Here is a 15233-nt window from a genome sequence, read left to right as displayed (position 1 = left end):
AGGTGCACATCGGCACAGTGCGCGAAACGGTCGTGGCGCCCACCCGGCATCCCGGTCTGGCCGGTACGAAACTGCTGCTCGTGGTGGTCGGCGAGGGAACCACCAGGGCCGAGATCCTGGCCGTCGACTCGGTCGGCGCCGGCGTGGGCGACCGCGTCGTCGTGGCCACCGGAAGTCACGCGGTCTCGCTGGTGAGACCGCAAGCCCCCACGGACGCGGTGATCGTGGGGATCGTTCAGGCGCCCGGCACGTCGCCGGCGCACGAGAGGATCGGATGAGCAACATGGACAACGCGTTGGGCATGCTCGAGACCCGTGGTCTGACGGCAGCCATCTCGGGCAGCGACGCGATGGTCAAGGCCGCCGAGGTCGAGATCGTCAAGGTCGAGCAGATCGGCTCGGCCTACGTGGCCGTGCTGGTTCGCGGCGACGTCGCCTCGGTCAAGGCGGCGGTGGACGCGGGAGCCGAGGCGGCCGCCCGGCACGGCGAGGTCATCAGCGTCAACGTCATCGCCAGCCCGCACTCGTCGACGGCCACGCTGACCGGACTGACGCGGGACCCGGCATGACGGCAGCCGTGCCCGTACCGAAGCACTGGTACAACGCCGCCGCCGACCTGCCCGAGCTGTACGAGCCCTACATCGACCCGGCCACCGGGCGGGAGTTGCCGGCCGATTCGCTCACCGAGCTGTTCGCGGGCGAGCTGGTCGAGCAGGAACTCGACCGCGACACCCGGCTGCGGCCGATACCGGAGGAGGTGCAGGCGCGGTACGCCCTGTGGCGGCCCACCCCGCTGCTGCGGGCCACCGCGCTGGAGAAGGCGATCGGCACCCGCTGCAAGATCTTCTACAAGTACGAGGGCATCTCGCCGATCGGCAGCCACAAAGCCAATTCCGGTGTGGCCCAGGCCTACTACTCGCGGCGCGACGGCCGCAAGCGGGTCTTCTCCGAGACCGGCGCCGGGCAGTGGGGCAGCGCGATCAGCATGGGGTCGTCGTTCGTCGGCCTCGACGCCGAGGTGTTCATGGTGGGCAGCAGCTACGACGCCAAGCCGTCGCGGCGCATCCTCATGGAGACCTTCGGGGCCAAGGTGCACCGCAGCCCGAGCCCGCTCACCGAGGTCGGCCGGGTCGCCCGCAAGCCGGACGAGAACGACCCGGGCAGCCTCGGCCTGGCCATCGGCGAGGCCGTCGAGGCGGCCCGGGCCGACCGCGAAGCCGCGTACGCGCTCGGCAGCGCGTTCAATTTCGTCTGTCTGCACCAGACGGTCATCGGGCAGGAGTTGCGGGCCCAGCTCGACGCGGCCGGGCTGCGACCGGACGCGCTGATCTCGTGCATCGGCGGCGGCAGCAGCTACGCCGGGCTGGTCTTCCCGTTCCTCGACCAGGTCGAGCGTCCGGGCCGCAAGCTCGATCTGGTCGCGGTCGAGTCCAACGCCGTGCCCAAGGTGACCAAGGGGAAATTCGCCTACGACCACGGCGACAGCGCCAAGCTGACCCCGCTGATCAAGATGTACACGCTGGGCCACGAGTTCGCGGCTCCCGGCATCCACTCCGGCGGACTGCGCTACCACGGGCTGTCGGGCCAGGTGAGCAAGGCGCTGCACCTGGGGCTGGGCCGCGCCGTGGCGTACTCGCAATTGGAGATCTTCCGCGCCGCGACCCTGTTCGCCCGGACCGAGGGGCTGATCCCGGCCCCGGAGGCGGCCCATTCCATCGCGGCCACGATCGAGCTGGCTCGCGAGCACCGCGACGAGGAACGGGTTCTCGTCTTCTGCCTCACCGGGCACGGGTTCTTCGACCTGTCGGCCTACCAGCGCTACAACCAGGGACAGATGGACGACTCGGACTCGCCGTCGGCGGCCATCGAGGCGTCGCTCGGCCAGTTGCCGGCCGTCGGGAACCCGGGAACTTCCGGCGCATCGGAGGACCCGTTCAACGCCTGGCAGCGGTGGCATTTCGGGGCTCCGCGCCCGTCGGCGTCGGGCGCGGTCGGCACCGATCTGCGCGGCTACCGGGTGGTCTCCGAGCGACTGGTCCGCGAGGCCAGTCAGGGCGGCGCCGGGGACCTGCTGGTCGCCCGCGACGCCGTGATCACCCCGGCCGCCGAGAGCGAGGCCCGCGACCTGGGTCGCAAGCTCGTCCGCGGGGGTGACCGATGACCGCCCGCCCGCCGGCCGCCGTGGCCACCTTCGGGCGGCTGGTCGAGCTGGACGCCAAGATGGCCCACGGCATTCTGCGCTACTGCGACCACATCGTCGCGGTGGTGGACGCGGCCCACGCCGGGCGGCGGCTCAAAGAGATCCTGCCCTACGCGGGCCGGGACATCCCGGTCGTGGCCACGATCGCCGACGCGCACCGGCTCGGCGCCCGCGAGCTCGTCGTCGGGGCCTCACCGCCCGGCGGGGCGGCCGATCCGGCGATGGTCGGCGAGGTGGCGGCCGCGGCCGGGCTCGGCATGTGGATCGTGCACGGTCTGCACACCCGCCTGTCGCGGGTGCCGGAGCTGGCCCCGTACGCCGAACGCATCGTCGAGTTGCGGCACCGGCCCCTGGACGAACGAGTCGCCACCGGGCGGTCGGCCTCGCTGGGCGGCAACGTCGTCCTCACGGTGGCCTCGGACTGCGCGTCGGGCAAGATGACCGCCGCCCTGGAGCTGTGGCAGGGGCTGCGGCGGCGGGGTGCGGCGGCCGAGTTCGTGGCCACCGGGCAGACCGGCATGTACATCGCGGGCGGGGGAGCCCCTATCGACGCCGTACGGTCCGACTTCACCGCCGGCGTGGTCGAGGAGCTCGTGCTCGACGCGGCCGCCGCCGCACCGGACGGCTACGTGCTCGTCGAGGGGCAGGGGTCGATCCTGCACCCGGCGTACTCCGGGGTCAGCCTGTCGCTGCTGCACGGCAGCGCGCCCAACCTGCTGGTGTTCTGCCACGACCTGGGCCGCGACCAGCTGGCCTACTTCGACCAGCCGGTGGTCGACGTGGCCGAGGAGATCGCGCTGCTCGAGCGGCTCTCGGTCCACCAGCGCGGCGCCCGCGTGGTGGCCGTCGTCGGGGTCGACCGGGGCGCCGATCCGGCGACGGCCGAGCGGAGCCGGGCCCGGCTCGAGGACCGGCTCGGGCTGCCGGTCGTGCCGGCCACCGCGCCCGGCTTCGACCGGCTCACCGACCTCATCGCGGAGTTCTGATGGAGGCCTGGGCCGGGGTCGAGCAGCGGCGGCTGGCGGTGCCGCTGGCGGTGTCGCACACGGTGGTCACCGACGTGACCGTGGTGACGCTTTCCGTTGCGGCGGGCGACATCCGGGGCACGGGCGAGGTGGCGGTCGGGCCGTGGACCACCGAGCCGGCCGAGACAGTCCGCGGCGGTGCGCTGGCTGCCGTCCAGGCGTTCACCGGCCGGGCCACGGTGACCGAGGTGGCCGGCGCATTGGCCCGCGAACCGCTGGCCCGGCGCGGCCCGACCACCCGCCTGCTGGCCGAGATGGCGCTGCTGGACCTGGCCGCCCGCACCGCCGGGCGGCCGCTGTGGCAGCTGCTCGGCCTGGCCCGGCCCGAGCCGTACGACGTCCTGCGTACGGTGTCGGTCGGCGCCGAGGTGCCGGCCGGCCCGGACGCCCGGCTCAAGGTGAAGCTGGGCGGTCCGGGCGATGCCGACGTGCTCACCCGGCTGGCCACCCTGGCCGCCCGCGAGGTCGTCATCGACGTGAACCGGGGCTGGACCCGCGACGACTGGCGGCGGGTGCGAGAACCCCTGCGGCGGCTGCGGCCGCAGGCCCTGGAGGACCCGGTGGCCGATCCGGGTCTGCTGGCCGAGGTGCGAGCGGCCCTGCCCGGCGTGCCGATCCTGCTCGACGAGGGCATCCGCACGCCCGATCAGGCGGTGGCCGCGCTCGAGCGAGCCGACGGGGCCAACGTCAAGCTGGCCAAGATGGGCGGGCTGCTCGCCGCCCGGGAATCGCTGGAACGGGTGGCGAAGGCGGGCGGGCGAACCATGCTGGGCTGTTTCGTCGAGCCCCCGTCGACCATCGCGTACGCCGCTCAACTGGCCGGACTGGCCGGGTGGACCGACCTCGACGGCCACCTGCTGCTCGTCGGCGGACCGGTGCCGCCCCGCCTCGCCCTCGACGTGGATCGGCCGGGCCGCCCCGAATTCATACAGTGATCGTCGGGGCGGGGCCCGGCGGTGACGTGGGGTAGGCTCTGCTGCTCGTGAGCACAGAATGCGGCAGCGTGCTCGGCCGCCGGGAACGCGGGACGCGTCGGTGAGCGCCGAGGACAGGGCGGCCGGGAAGGCGCCGTTCGTTCCGAAGTACCGCCTGATCGAGCAGGAGCTGACCGCCCGCATCCGTAGCGGTCAGTATCGGCCGGGTGAGCCGATGCCGCCGCAACGTGAGCTCAGCGCGTCACTCGGCGTGACGCTGATGACGCTGCGGCAGGCGTTACGGGCGCTCAGCGATCAGGGTCTGGTGCAGCAGCAGCCGGGTCGCGGCACGTTCGTCACCCCGCCACCCGCCGCGTACCGCCTGGAATCGTTGCGCAGCCTCAGCGACGACCTGCGCAGCCAGGGTCTCGACGTGGTCACCGACGTGCGCCGGGCGCAGAGCCGGTTGCTGCCGGCCAAGATCGGCGTCGCCCTCGGACTCGAGAGCGGGACCCGCGGGCTGCGCCTGGAACGCGTCCGGTCGGTGCGCGGCCGGCCGGTCGTGCATCAGGTCTCGTGGGTGCCCGAGCCGTACGCGAGCGCGATCGCCAAGGAGGACTTCGCCGTCACCCCGCTGTACGCGGCGCTGGCCGAGCGGTGCGGGGTGGCTGTGGCCGGGGCACGCGAGGCCGTGCGTCCGGGGATCCTCCCGGCGGCGCTGGCCGAGGTGATGGCCCGGCCGGCGGGCACCCCGGTCTTCCTGAGCGAGCGGATCACGTACGGGGTGGAACGCACGGCCATCGTCTACGACCTGGCCACCATCGACGGTCAGCGCATGGAGATCCGCACCGACCGGCTGGCCAACTCGGTGTCGCTGGCCTGGGGCGTACGCGGCTGAGTCCTATTTCTTCTGCGTCACCAGGGTGCCCGGGAGCGTGTACTGCTTCTCGGCGGCCGCCTTGCCATTGAGCAGGTCGTCCACCACGGCGGCGGCCTTGTCGGCGACCCCGGGCCAGTCCTGCTTGACGGTCGCCCGGAACGGGCCGCCCTTGTCGATCTCGGCCAGTGCGAAGTCCTGGCCGTCGACGCCGACGACGGCGACGTCCGGCCGCCCGGCCTGCTCGATCGACTGGGTCGCGCCCAGCGCGGGCTCGTCCCAGCCGGCCCAGATCCCGTTCAGCGCGTTGCCTCCGGTGTAGGCGGTGAGCAGGTCGTCGGTCACCTTGCGGGCCGCCTCGACCGGGCCCGGCACGGCGACGTGCTTGCTGGCGACGACCTGGATGCCGGCCTTCTCGAAGACCGCCTTGGCCGCCGCCGCGCGGGCCCGCACGCCCGGGTGCGGATCGTGGGTCAGCATGGCGATGCGGCCCTGGCCGCCGACCGCCTCGACCAGCGCCTCGGCGCTCTGCCGGCCGAGGTCGTCGTTGTCGCTGGTGACGTTGGCGGCGATGCCGTCGGCGGCCGCGGCGTCGATGGCCACCACCGGCACCGACGCGTCGCCGGCGGCGCGCAGGCCCAGCCCCATCTGCTGGGGGTCGCCCATGCCGAGCACGATCGCCGACACCTTTTCGTTGGCCGCGTTCACCATCTTGGAGTTGAGCGCGTTGAAATCGCCGGCCGTGTCGGTGACGGTCACCTTCCAGCCGCGCTTCTCGCCGGCCGCCTGGAAGTCCTCGACGACCTCTTTGGTGGCCGCGTTGGCCAGGTAGGCGGTGATGACGGCGACCGTGGGGCGATCGGCCGCCGGCTCGGCGCAGGCGGCCGCGGTGACGAGCAGGCCGGCGGCCAGCAGGGACGGGATCAGGCGCATGGGTTGCTCCAGGGTCGGGCGTGACTCAGGGCATGGAAGACAGCGGGCGCCGTCTTCCACAGGACGGCGTACGCGGTGCGCAGTCGTTGGTAGGTCTCGGAATCCGGGCCGGGTTCGACGGCCGGACCGCTCGCCTGGCCGGCCAGGGGAGCGGGCGGCACGACGCCGAGGGCGGCGAACGCCGTGCGGACGGCGCCGTGCGCGGCCGCGGTCTCGGACTGGCCGGCGGTCAGCGGCAGCACGGGCCGGTCGGTCACGTCGGCGAGAATCCGGGCCCACACAGGCGAAAGGCCGGCCTCACCGCACAGCGGCAGCGGATCCCGGCCGGGGGGAAGCAGGGTGGCGAAGGCGAAGGCGACGCTTTCCAGCACGGCCCGGTACATCTGCGGCGCGGTGGTGGTGGCGGTCATTCCGAGCAGGGTGGCGCGGGCGTCCGGGTCGCGCAGCGGAAAGCGCTCGCCGGCCAGCGAGGGCAACGCCAGCAGCCCCGACGGGCCGCAGGCGGAGGCCGCGGCATCGGCCTCCGCCCACGACACCCCGCCGAGCACCGTGCGGCGGGCCCAGTCCGCGGCCGAACCGGCCGCCGCCACGGCGCCGACGAGGAGAGTGTGCCCGGCTCGGGGCAGGGGTAGCCGGTGCGCGGCCGGTGGCCGGTGACCGTCGCGCACGATCGAGGCGAGCCAGCCGCTGGTTCCCAGCGAGGCGTAGGCCCGGCCGGGCTCGTGGCCGACCAGGCCGATCGTCGTCGCGGCGGCGTCACCCGGGCACAGGACGACCGGGATGCCGGGGGACAGGCCGAGCTCGGTCGCCTCCGCGGTGCGCAGCCGGCCGGTGACTGTGTCGCCGGAAGTCAGCGCGGGCAGTTCGATGTCGCCGGCCGCCGGCGGCCACCAGGTCCGCCGGCGGGCGTCGAGCAGGCCGGTGGTGCCGGCCGTGGTCAGGTCGCAGGCGGCCACGCCGGTCGCGCGCCAGACGACGTAGCCGCCGGCGCCGGCCAGCACGTGCCGGGTCGCCTTCAGCGCGGCCGGCTCGTGCCGGCGCAGCCACAGCAACTTGCCGGGCAGTGTGGTGGCGTCGGGCTCGTTGTCGATGCGGTCGGCCCATTCGGGGCCGAGCTCGTCGGTCAGCTCCGCGTACTCGGCGACGGCGCGGGTGTCGCTGTAGAGAATTGCCGGGCGCACGGCGTCCGTCTCGCCCACACAGACCAGGTCCTGCATCTGGCCGGTGACCGCGAACGCCCCGGCCCGGCTCCGGGCCGGGCCGCACGCCGCCAGCGCGGCGGCCGTCGCCTGCCACCACTGGGCGGCCGATTGTTCGACGTGGCCGGGTCGCGGCCGGTCGGTGCCGATCGGCGCACTGCCCCGGCCCAGCACCCGGCCCTCGCTGTCCACGACGAGGGCCTTGACCGCGCTCGTCCCGACGTCGACCGCGACGACCACATCGGGCCGGCTCGCCGGGCGGCCGGGCGCCGGCTGACCGGGTGGGCGACCGTTCACCGGCCGGTCGCCCGTATGCGGGCCCCGCTGCGCCGGGACGCTCATCGGCGGGCCTCGCGGCGGCGGGAGAGGGCGACCGCGTAGATCAGGATCAGGCCGGTCAGCACCTGCTGGACGTAGGTGTCGATCTGCAGCAGGTTGAGGCCGTTGTCGAGCACGCCGAGCACGGCTACGCCGAGCAGCGTGCCGCCGACCGTGACCCGGCCCGAGCGTGACGCGGTCATCCCGAGGAACACGGCGGCGATGGAGGTGAGCATCAGCCCGTCCCCGGCTGTCGGGTGGGCCGAGGCCAGGCGGCTGGTCAGCAGCACCCCGGCCACCCCGGCCCCGGCCCCGGAGACCACGAACGCGGCCAGCCGCATCCACCGGGCGTCGATGCCCGCGTACCAGGCCGCCTCGGCGTTGCCGCCGACCGCGTACCACCGGGCGCCGGCCGAGGTGTGCGCGAGCAGGAACCACACCACCGCGGCGGCGACGGCGGCCACGATGACCAGCACCGGCACGCCGCCCAGCCGGTCGCGGCCGATTGCGACGAACCCGGCGGGCAGGCCGAACAGGGTGCTGCCGTCGGTGAGCAGCAGCGACGTGCCGGCCAGCGCGGTCAGCACGGCCAGCGTGGCCACGAAGGCGGACAGCCGCAGCCAGGCGACCAGCACGCCGTTGACCACGCCGACGGCCGTGCCGGTCAGCACGGCGGCCAGGATGGCCGGCGCGACCGGTGTGCCGTCGAGCATCAGGTGGGCCGCGACCACGCCGGTCAGCGAGACCAGCGCACCAACGGAGAGGTCGAACTCGCCCACCGCCATGACGACCGTCTGCACCGCGGCCACGACGGCCAGGATGGCGATCTGCTCCACCGTGTTGCGGAGGTTCCCGGTGCTGAGAAAGCTCTGCGGGCGCAGAACCGCGAACAACACCACCAGGGCGGCGAAGGCCACCGGCGTGCCGGGTATCCAGCGCCGCGTGCCCCCGGCCGCGGTCGGCTCGGCTGCCGCAGCCGGCCCGGCGGCGTCCACAGTGGGCAGGCCGGCGCGAGTTTCTTTCACCGGGATGAGCCTCCGTAGCAGTGTCGTAGAACCGTTTCCTCGTCCGCGTCGGCCGCGCTCAGCTCGGCCACGACCCGCCCCTCGCGCAGGATGAGCACCCGGTCGGCGACGGCGGTGAGCTCGTCCAGCTCGGAGCTGACGATCAGTACCGCCGCGTTGCTCGCGGTTCGGGCGATCAGGCCGCGGATGGCTTGCTTGGTACGGATGTCGACGCCGCGGGTGGGTTCGTCGAGCAGCAGGACGGCCGGCGCCCGGCGCAGCACCCGGGCCAGCACGAGCTTCTGCTGGTTGCCGCCGGAGAGCTGGGTGACCGGTTGGCGCGGGCCGGTCGCCCGGATCGTCAGCTGTCGTGCGGCCGCCGCCCAGGCCGCGCGGTCTCGGCGGGCCGAGCGGATGCCGAGGCGGCTCAACTCGCGCAGGCTGGCCAGCACCACGTTCTCGGTCACGTCGGCCTGGGGGAGCAGCGCCTGATGCAGGCGGTCCTCGGGGACGAGCGCGACCCCGGCGGCCAGGGCGCGCCGAGTCGACCCGGGCTGCAGCGGGCGGCCGCGCACCGCTGTCCGGCCGGCTCGGGGACGCTGGGCGCCGGCCAGCAACCGCAACAGCTCGCTGCGGCCGCTCCCGGCCAGTCCGGCCACTCCCACGACCTCGCCCGCGTGCAGGGTCAGCGAGACGTCGCGGACACGTCGGCCGGTCAGTCCGTCGGCGCGCAGGATCTCCGGTCCGCGCGCACTTGCGGCTGCGCCCGAACTGGCGAGTGGTTCGCCGGCCATCATGGTGACCAGGTCGTCGGCGTCCACCTCGGCCGGCGGCACGGTGGCCACCACCCGGCGGTCGCGCAGAACGGTGACCCGGTCGGCCAGCAGGAACACCTCGTGCAGGCGGTGCGTCACGTAGACGATTGCCACGCCCCGCTCGCGCAGGCGGCGCAGCAGCGTGAACAGCAGCGAGCTCTCCTGATCGGTCAGCGCCGCGGTCGGCTCGTCCAGGATCAGCACCCGGGCTCGGCCGGCCAGCGCCCGGGCCAGCGCAACCACCGTCTGTCGGACCGGGGACAGCCGGCCCACCAGCTCGTCCAGCGGCAACTGGACGCCGACGGTGGCCAGCCACTCCCGTGCGACCCGCCGGGCCTCGGCGCGGTGGGGCAACGGGCCGCGGCGGGGCAGCGGCCGGCCGAGGTACAGGTTCTCCAGCACGGTCAGGCCACTCACCAGGCCCAGGTCCTGCTGGACGGTGACGATGCCGGCCGCGTGGGCGTCCCGGGCGCTGCGCAGGGTCACCGGCTGCCCGAAGACGCTGAGCCGGCCCGCGGTGGGCCGCTGCACGCCGCTGAGAATCTTGATCAGCGTGGACTTGCCGGCCCCGTTGGCGCCGAGCAGGGCATGAATTTCGCCCATTCGCACCGTCAGGTCTACATCGGACAAGACGGTCTGCGCGCCGTACCGGTGCTCGAGCTCGCTGACCTCGAGAGCGGTTCCGCCCACCTCGTCCTCCCCCTTTTGTTCTAGAACGGGCACGTTTTCCACTGGCTGCCCTTCTAGAACTCCACCTAGGATCGGGTGGCACCTCGTCGATGTCAAGGACGGGTGACCACGGGGGAGGACGCGGTGGGGGAGCAGGATCACCGGGCGTTGCGGGACGCCCTGGGCACGTTCGCGACCGGAGTCACGATCATCACGATGGCGGCGCCCGACGGGAGTCCGGGCGGGTTGACCGTCAACTCGTTCACGTCGGTGTCGCTCGACCCGCCGCTGGTTCTCTGGTGCCTGCGGCGCCGCTCGCGCTGGCGACCGGTGCTGGCCGCGGCGGGCCGGTTCGCGGTCAACGTGCTGGCGTCACACCAGCGGCAGGAATCGCGGCGGTTCGCCGGACGCGACGAGAGCCCGTTCGACCGTACGGCGTGGCAGCCCGGCCCGGACGGGGTGCCCCTGATCGACGGGGCGCTGGCTCATTTCGTGTGCCGCAAGCGCCAGGATGTGGACGCCGGCGATCACGTCATCATTCTGGGCGAGGTGGAGGGCTTCTCGGTCGGCGAGGGGGAGCCGCTGGTCTTCCACGGCGGCGGGTACTTCACCGTGGGCGGCCACTGAAGGTTCGGACGCCGATCGGCGGGTACCCCCACGGCATGGCCGTGAAGATTCGTTGCGCAGATTTCAACAATGACTGTCCCGCTCAGTTCACCGCGGGCGAGGAGGACGAACTGCTCCAGCACGTCGAGTTGCACACCAAGACCGCTCACCAGCCGATGGAATGGACTCCTGAGCTGGTCGAGGTGGTCAAGACGCACCTGCAGCCCGCGTGACGGTCAACGTGTTCCCGCGTGGGCAGAGCAGATAGCCGGACGCTCCCTGGCAGCTCAGCTCGGCGAGCCGGTCGACCGTGCCGAGCACGGTCCGACGGCCGTCGGCCAGGTCGAGGCGGACCACCGCGGTGCGATCGTCGGACGTTCCCGTCGTACGCAGCAGGAGCAGCGAACCGGCCGGGCCCGGCACGAACGCCTCCTGGCCGCCGAGCGGGCGGCCGACGGTGCGGCCGGTGCCCGCGTCGACCAGCACGGTCGTGGCCGAGGCCAGGTTGGCGGCGGCCGACAGCAGCAGGCGGTCGGCGCCGACGTCCCACACGAACCTCATGTCGTCGCGGAGCCAGAGCCGGCGACCGGTGACCGGGTCACGGCCGGCCACACCGCGCACACCGGCCGTGCAGATGAGCCGGCCGCAGCCGGTGACCGAGCCGATCAGCTCGTCGGATCGCCACAGCAGGCGCAGGTCGGAGGCGCGGTGAACGGTGGCCGCGGTCTGGGCCGACGCCCGGCGGATCACCACCAGCTGAGCGCCGGCGGGGAAGAACGTCACGGAGTACACCCCGTTCCAGGGGATGCGGCTGCGGTGGCGTACGGCGCCGTCGTCGTAGCCGTAGACGGTGGCATCGCCGGCGCCGGTCACCGTGACGATCAAGCCGTTGAGGGTGGTCCAGTCCTCGGCCGGGGTGATCGACCGTCGCCACACCTGATGGCCGTCCCGGAGCCCGACCAGGCGCAGGCCGGTGGTGGCCCCCGACGGGCCGGTCTCGGCCAGCAGCACCTCGCCGCGGCCCGGCGTTGCCTCGCCGCCGACCGGCGAGGCGGCGCCGGCGGACTGCCAGAGTCGTGTGCCGGTCGCCGCGTCGAGCGCGATCGTGTTGGGGCCCGGCGAGTACGAGGCCGAGCCGACCGGTAGGGGACCGGTCGTCACCAGCACGACACCCCCGACGGGCCGGACACCGTACGCGTCGCCGGTCGGCGCAGTCCAGCGCAGGCGGCCGGTGCGCAGATCGTAGGCGACAACCTCGGCCGGCCCGGACGGACTGCTGCGGTTCAGATAGACCGACTGGCCGTCCATGGCCACGGTGTCGCTCGGCTGCAAGGCCGTCGCCCAGAGCGGGCGCACCAGGGCCGGCCCGGGCGGCGCCGAGGCCGTCATCGCGGCCAGACCCACCACGGTCAGAACGGCCAGCGCCAGCCGGCGCAGCCGGGGCAGGTTGACCGGCGCGCCCGCGGCGACGGTGTCGGACTCGGCCGTGCCGAGGTCGATCAGAGTCATCGTCAGCCGACCACCGTCACCGCGCACGCGTCCCGCATCTTGTAGGCAAGATAGCTCGCCGGCTCAGGTCAGAGTCTCCGGTTGTCACTCCGTGGCCGAGTCGACATCGGCGCCGCCGCTTTCGCCGACCCAGACGGTCTTGAGGTTGCAGAACTCGCGGATGCCGGCGGCGGACAGTTCGCGGCCGTAGCCGGAGTTCTTGACGCCGCCGAACGGCAGCGGGGGATAGGAGGTGACCATGCCGTTGATGAACACGGCGCCCGCGTCGAGCTCGCCGGCCAGCCGGCGCTGCTCCTCGGGGTCGTCGGTCCAGGCGTTGGCGCCCAGACCGTACGAGGTGCCGTTGGCCAGCTCGATGGCCTCGTCGATCGAGGCGGCGCGGTAGACGCCGGCGACCGGCCCGAAGACTTCCTCGCCGAACATGCGCATGTCGGGGGTGATGTCGGTGATCACCGTGGGCGGGTACCACCAGCCGTTGCCGTCCGGCGCCTTGCCCCCGCACCGCACGGTGGCGCCCTTGCTCACCGCGTCGGCGACCTGGGCCTCGACATCCTCGCGGCCCTGCTGGGTGGCCAGGGGGCCGACGTCGGTGCCGTCCAGCATCGGGTCGCCCACGGTCAGCGCCGACATGTGCGCGACGAAGGTGTCGACGAACTGGTCGTAGACGTCGGTGTGCACGATGAAGCGCTTCGCGGCGATGCACGACTGGCCGTTGTTCTGGCACCGTGAGGTGGTCGCGACCTGGGCCGCGCGGTCGAGGTCGGCGGTCGGCAGGACGACGAACGGGTCGCTGCCGCCCAGCTCGAGGACAGTCTTCTTCAGCTCGCGGCCGGCGATCGCGGCGATCGAACGGCCGGCGTTCTCGCTGCCGGTCAGGGTCGCCGCGCGTACCCGCGGGTCGGAAAGGATCTTCTCGACCGCATCCGAGCCGACCAGCAGGGTCTGGAACGCTCCGGCCGGGAAACCGGCCCGGACGAACAGCTCGCCCAGATAGAGGGCGGTCTGCGGGACGTTCGAGGCGTGCTTGAGCAGGCCGGTGTTGCCCGCCATCAGCGCCGGCGCGGCGAAGCGCATGGCCTGCCAGAGCGGGAAGTTCCACGGCATGACCGCCAGCACCGGGCCGAGCGGCTGATAGTGGGCGTACGCGTTGACGGCGCCGACCGTGGAAGGCTCGACCGGCTCGTCGGCGAGGAACTGTTCGGCGTGCCCGGCGTAGAAGCGGCACGCGCTCGCGCACTTGGTGACCTCGGCCTTGGCCGCCGCGAGCGTCTTGCCCATCTCCTGGGTCATCAGGGCGCCGACGTCGTCCTGTTCGGCGTCCAGCAGGTCGGCGGCCGCGCGCATCCAGGCGGCGCGCTGCTCGAAGGTGGTCTCCCGCAGCGCTCGGAAGCCTGTGACGGACCGTCCGATCGCCTCGTCGATCTGGTGCTCGGTCAGCGGCTCGAAGGTCTTGAGGACCTCGCCCGTGACGGGGTTGGTCGTAGCGATCGGCATGGTGGCCTCCCTGTGGCTCAGGGGTGCGGCTACCCGCTGACTCTTCCGTTAACCGTGCGACAGGTCTCAGCGAGCCGGGGCCAGGGCGTACGCGCCCTTGCCGTCGCGCTTCACCGCGTACATCGCCCGGTCGGCCTCCCGCAGGAGGGCGTTACCACTGTCGGTCGCCGCCGTGGCGACGGCGATACCCACGCTTGCGCCGACCCGGGCCGAGCCACCGCCCTCGACGGCGACCGGCTGTTCCACCGTACGGATGATCCGGGCCGCGACGTCGTGCAGGTCGTCGTCCGGGCCGGGTTGCAGAAGGACCGCGAACTCGTCGCCGCCGATGCGGGCCACCGTGTCGCCGTCGCGCAGGCAGGCCCGCAGCCGCCCGGCGACCTCCCGCAGCACGCTGTCGCCGGCCGCGTGGCCCCACTGGTCGTTGACCTGCTTGAAGCCGTCCAGATCGATCAGCATGGCCACGACGGGCCGGCCCTCGGCCAGGGCCGCGTCGAGGCGTTCGGCGTACAGCACGCGGTTGGGCAGGCCGGTCAGGCCGTCGTGGAAGGCATGGTGGCGCAGCCGGGCCGCGAGAGCGTCGCGCTCGGCCAGCGAGGCGTGCAGGCCTTCCTGCGTCAGGTGCAGCTCGCGGACCTTGGCGTCGAGCTCGTCGAGCAGCCGGGCGTTGTCCCGGAACGCGACGAGCTGGCGCACCACGACCAGCAGCGTGCTGACCGCGGCGCCGGCCAGGCCGACGGCCACGGTCACCGGTTCGTCCCGCACCACGGCGATGGTGAGCAAGAGGTAGGTGACGGCAATTGATCCGTACGGAAGAAGGCTGTAGGGCTTGCGGCGCCGCAACCGCAGGGCTTCGGGGCGGCCGGCGAGCTGAATCTGGTTGGCCCGCAACGCAATCGTCAGCAAGGCGTGCGCGACGACCGTACAGGCGAGGAACAGGTGCAGCCGGCTGTCGGTCAGACCGTCGCGGCCCAGCGCGTCGGCCCCCGACTTGACCGCCGCACCGCCGGCGCCGATCAGCCCGCACAGCCGGGTGAACGGCGCGGTGCCCGACATGACGAGCTTGGCCACGACGAAGACACACAGCAGGATGACCACCGGCCCGGCCAGCACCGGCGCCGCCATGTCGAGCAGCGCGGCCGGCCGCTCGGGCACGACCAGATACCAGCCCACCACGACCGCGGCCACCATCACGGTGGCCACGTCGAGCCAGAACCGGGTGCGCTCCCGGCTCGAGCGGAACCCCAGCGGCACGGTGAGCAGGGTGAACATGAGGCCGGCGCTGCCCAGCGCCAGAGTGACCATCTGAATCGTGCCGCCGGTGGCCGCGAAGGGCGCGTACGGGTCGCGGGCGGCCACGACCACCTGGGCGAGGTCACCCAGCAGGTAGATGACACCGGCCACCGCCACCGACCACCAGAACCGGCGGGCCGGCGCGGACAGTCCGGGCATCCGGGCGGTCGACCGGGCCACCCCGGCCAGGCAGACGTGGATGGCCGCCACGGCGACCCAGGCCGTCACGACCTGGACGCCGGTCGTGGCGAAGTCGGCGGCGTAGAGCGCGACCAGGGCCGCGGTGCCGCCCAGCAGCCCCACCAGCAGGCGGTCGGCTCGTCCCCACCGGTCCCGCGCCCGGACCGCGCGGCCCTGTCTCACATCCACCTGGGCCTG

General features: G+C 73.3%; 15 protein-coding genes. 8 read left to right on the top strand and 7 right to left on the bottom strand.

All coding sequences use genetic code 11. The annotated features are described in order from the left end of the window. Window positions 1-2 precede the first annotated feature (2 nt). From OWR29_RS37000 to OWR29_RS36975, 6 genes are all read left to right on the top strand, one after another. Window positions 3-278 carry a EutN/CcmL family microcompartment protein gene (locus OWR29_RS37000; protein WP_267568163.1) on the top strand — a complete coding sequence of 92 codons (276 nt, stop codon included), beginning with the start codon at window positions 3-5 and terminating at the stop codon, window positions 276-278. Beyond that, window positions 275-568: a BMC domain-containing protein gene (locus OWR29_RS36995; protein ID WP_324291293.1), complete on the top strand. Its 294-nt coding sequence runs from the start codon at window positions 275-277 to the stop codon at window positions 566-568. The genes OWR29_RS37000 and OWR29_RS36995 overlap by 4 nt, the downstream gene beginning before the upstream one ends. Further along, on the top strand, window positions 565-2160 hold the full coding sequence (locus tag OWR29_RS36990; protein WP_267568162.1) for a TrpB-like pyridoxal phosphate-dependent enzyme: 1596 nt from the start codon (window positions 565-567) through the stop codon (window positions 2158-2160). Before OWR29_RS36995 ends, OWR29_RS36990 begins: the two co-directional genes overlap by 4 nt. Further along, window positions 2157-3185: a DUF1611 domain-containing protein gene (locus OWR29_RS36985; protein WP_267568161.1), complete on the top strand. Its 1029-nt coding sequence runs from the start codon at window positions 2157-2159 to the stop codon at window positions 3183-3185. The genes OWR29_RS36990 and OWR29_RS36985 overlap by 4 nt, the downstream gene beginning before the upstream one ends. Then, entirely contained in the window at window positions 3185-4159 is a 975-nt protein-coding gene (locus OWR29_RS36980) for an enolase C-terminal domain-like protein (protein WP_267568160.1), read from the top strand. The genes OWR29_RS36985 and OWR29_RS36980 overlap by 1 nt, the downstream gene beginning before the upstream one ends. Before the next feature lie 100 nt (window positions 4160-4259). Further along, on the top strand, window positions 4260-5036 hold the full coding sequence (locus OWR29_RS36975; protein ID WP_267568159.1) for a GntR family transcriptional regulator: 777 nt from the start codon (window positions 4260-4262) through the stop codon (window positions 5034-5036). 3 nt (window positions 5037-5039) lie between these two features. Here the strand turns inward: OWR29_RS36975 and OWR29_RS36970 are convergent, their stop codons facing one another. Genes OWR29_RS36970 through OWR29_RS36955 form a run of 4 tightly spaced genes read right to left on the bottom strand, consistent with a single transcriptional unit; the run spans window position 5040 to window position 9974 of the window. Further along, window positions 5040-5948, bottom strand: a complete 909-nt coding sequence (locus tag OWR29_RS36970) for a sugar ABC transporter substrate-binding protein (protein WP_267568158.1) — start codon at window positions 5946-5948, stop codon at window positions 5040-5042. After that, entirely contained in the window at window positions 5939-7489 is a 1551-nt protein-coding gene (locus OWR29_RS36965) for an FGGY family carbohydrate kinase (RefSeq protein ID WP_267568157.1), read from the bottom strand. The genes OWR29_RS36970 and OWR29_RS36965 overlap by 10 nt, the downstream gene beginning before the upstream one ends. Further along, complete coding sequence (locus OWR29_RS36960; protein ID WP_267568156.1) at window positions 7486-8490, bottom strand: ABC transporter permease; 1005 nt, start codon at window positions 8488-8490, stop codon at window positions 7486-7488. The genes OWR29_RS36965 and OWR29_RS36960 overlap by 4 nt, the downstream gene beginning before the upstream one ends. Next, complete coding sequence (locus OWR29_RS36955) at window positions 8487-9974, bottom strand: sugar ABC transporter ATP-binding protein (RefSeq protein WP_267568155.1); 1488 nt, start codon at window positions 9972-9974, stop codon at window positions 8487-8489. Before OWR29_RS36955 ends, OWR29_RS36960 begins: the two co-directional genes overlap by 4 nt. A 102-nt stretch (window positions 9975-10076) precedes the next feature. Here OWR29_RS36955 and OWR29_RS36950 point away from each other — a divergent pair, with 102 nt between their 5' ends. Then, on the top strand, window positions 10077-10580 hold the full coding sequence (locus tag OWR29_RS36950) for a flavin reductase family protein (RefSeq protein ID WP_267568154.1): 504 nt from the start codon (window positions 10077-10079) through the stop codon (window positions 10578-10580). Window positions 10581-10615: 35 nt separating this feature from the next. Next, a complete protein-coding gene (locus OWR29_RS36945) occupies window positions 10616-10792 on the top strand; it encodes a DUF1059 domain-containing protein (protein WP_267568153.1) in 177 nt (58 codons plus the stop codon). Here OWR29_RS36945 and OWR29_RS36940 read toward each other — a convergent pair. The 3 genes from OWR29_RS36940 to OWR29_RS36930 form a co-directional block, all read right to left on the bottom strand. Then, complete coding sequence (locus OWR29_RS36940) at window positions 10767-12068, bottom strand: outer membrane protein assembly factor BamB family protein (RefSeq protein WP_267568152.1); 1302 nt, start codon at window positions 12066-12068, stop codon at window positions 10767-10769. The two genes, OWR29_RS36945 and OWR29_RS36940, sit on opposite strands and share 26 nt — an antisense overlap. 84 nt (window positions 12069-12152) lie before the next feature. Further along, the gene (locus tag OWR29_RS36935) at window positions 12153-13562 is read right to left on the bottom strand and encodes an NADP-dependent succinic semialdehyde dehydrogenase (protein WP_267568151.1); all 1410 of its coding nucleotides are present in this window, start codon (window positions 13560-13562) and stop codon (window positions 12153-12155) included. A 66-nt stretch (window positions 13563-13628) separates the two neighbouring features. Continuing rightward, window positions 13629-15224 carry a GGDEF domain-containing protein gene (locus tag OWR29_RS36930; protein WP_267568150.1) on the bottom strand — a complete coding sequence of 532 codons (1596 nt, stop codon included), beginning with the start codon at window positions 15222-15224 and terminating at the stop codon, window positions 13629-13631. Window positions 15225-15233 lie beyond the last annotated feature (9 nt).

The sequence above is a fragment of the Paractinoplanes pyxinae genome (assembly GCF_026626335.1).
GTDB lineage: Bacteria > Actinomycetota > Actinomycetes > Mycobacteriales > Micromonosporaceae > Actinoplanes > Actinoplanes pyxinae.
The sequence above is the reverse complement of the archived record's forward strand: the minus strand, read 5'-3'. Positions and strand labels throughout refer to the sequence as shown.

Coding starts and splice junctions, on each gene's coding strand:
- OWR29_RS36995 (WP_324291293.1), top strand. CDS start 275: ATGAGCAACATGGACAACGCGTTGGGCATGCTCGAGACCCGTGGTCTG.
- OWR29_RS36990 (WP_267568162.1), top strand. CDS start 565: ATGACGGCAGCCGTGCCCGTACCGAAGCACTGGTACAACGCCGCCGCC.
- OWR29_RS36985 (WP_267568161.1), top strand. CDS start 2,157: ATGACCGCCCGCCCGCCGGCCGCCGTGGCCACCTTCGGGCGGCTGGTC.
- OWR29_RS36980 (WP_267568160.1), top strand. CDS start 3,185: ATGGAGGCCTGGGCCGGGGTCGAGCAGCGGCGGCTGGCGGTGCCGCTG.
- OWR29_RS36970 (WP_267568158.1), bottom strand. CDS start 5,948: ATGCGCCTGATCCCGTCCCTGCTGGCCGCCGGCCTGCTCGTCACCGCG.
- OWR29_RS36965 (WP_267568157.1), bottom strand. CDS start 7,489: ATGAGCGTCCCGGCGCAGCGGGGCCCGCATACGGGCGACCGGCCGGTG.
- OWR29_RS36945 (WP_267568153.1), top strand. CDS start 10,616: ATGGCCGTGAAGATTCGTTGCGCAGATTTCAACAATGACTGTCCCGCT.
- OWR29_RS36940 (WP_267568152.1), bottom strand. CDS start 12,068: ATGACTCTGATCGACCTCGGCACGGCCGAGTCCGACACCGTCGCCGCG.
- OWR29_RS36935 (WP_267568151.1), bottom strand. CDS start 13,562: ATGCCGATCGCTACGACCAACCCCGTCACGGGCGAGGTCCTCAAGACC.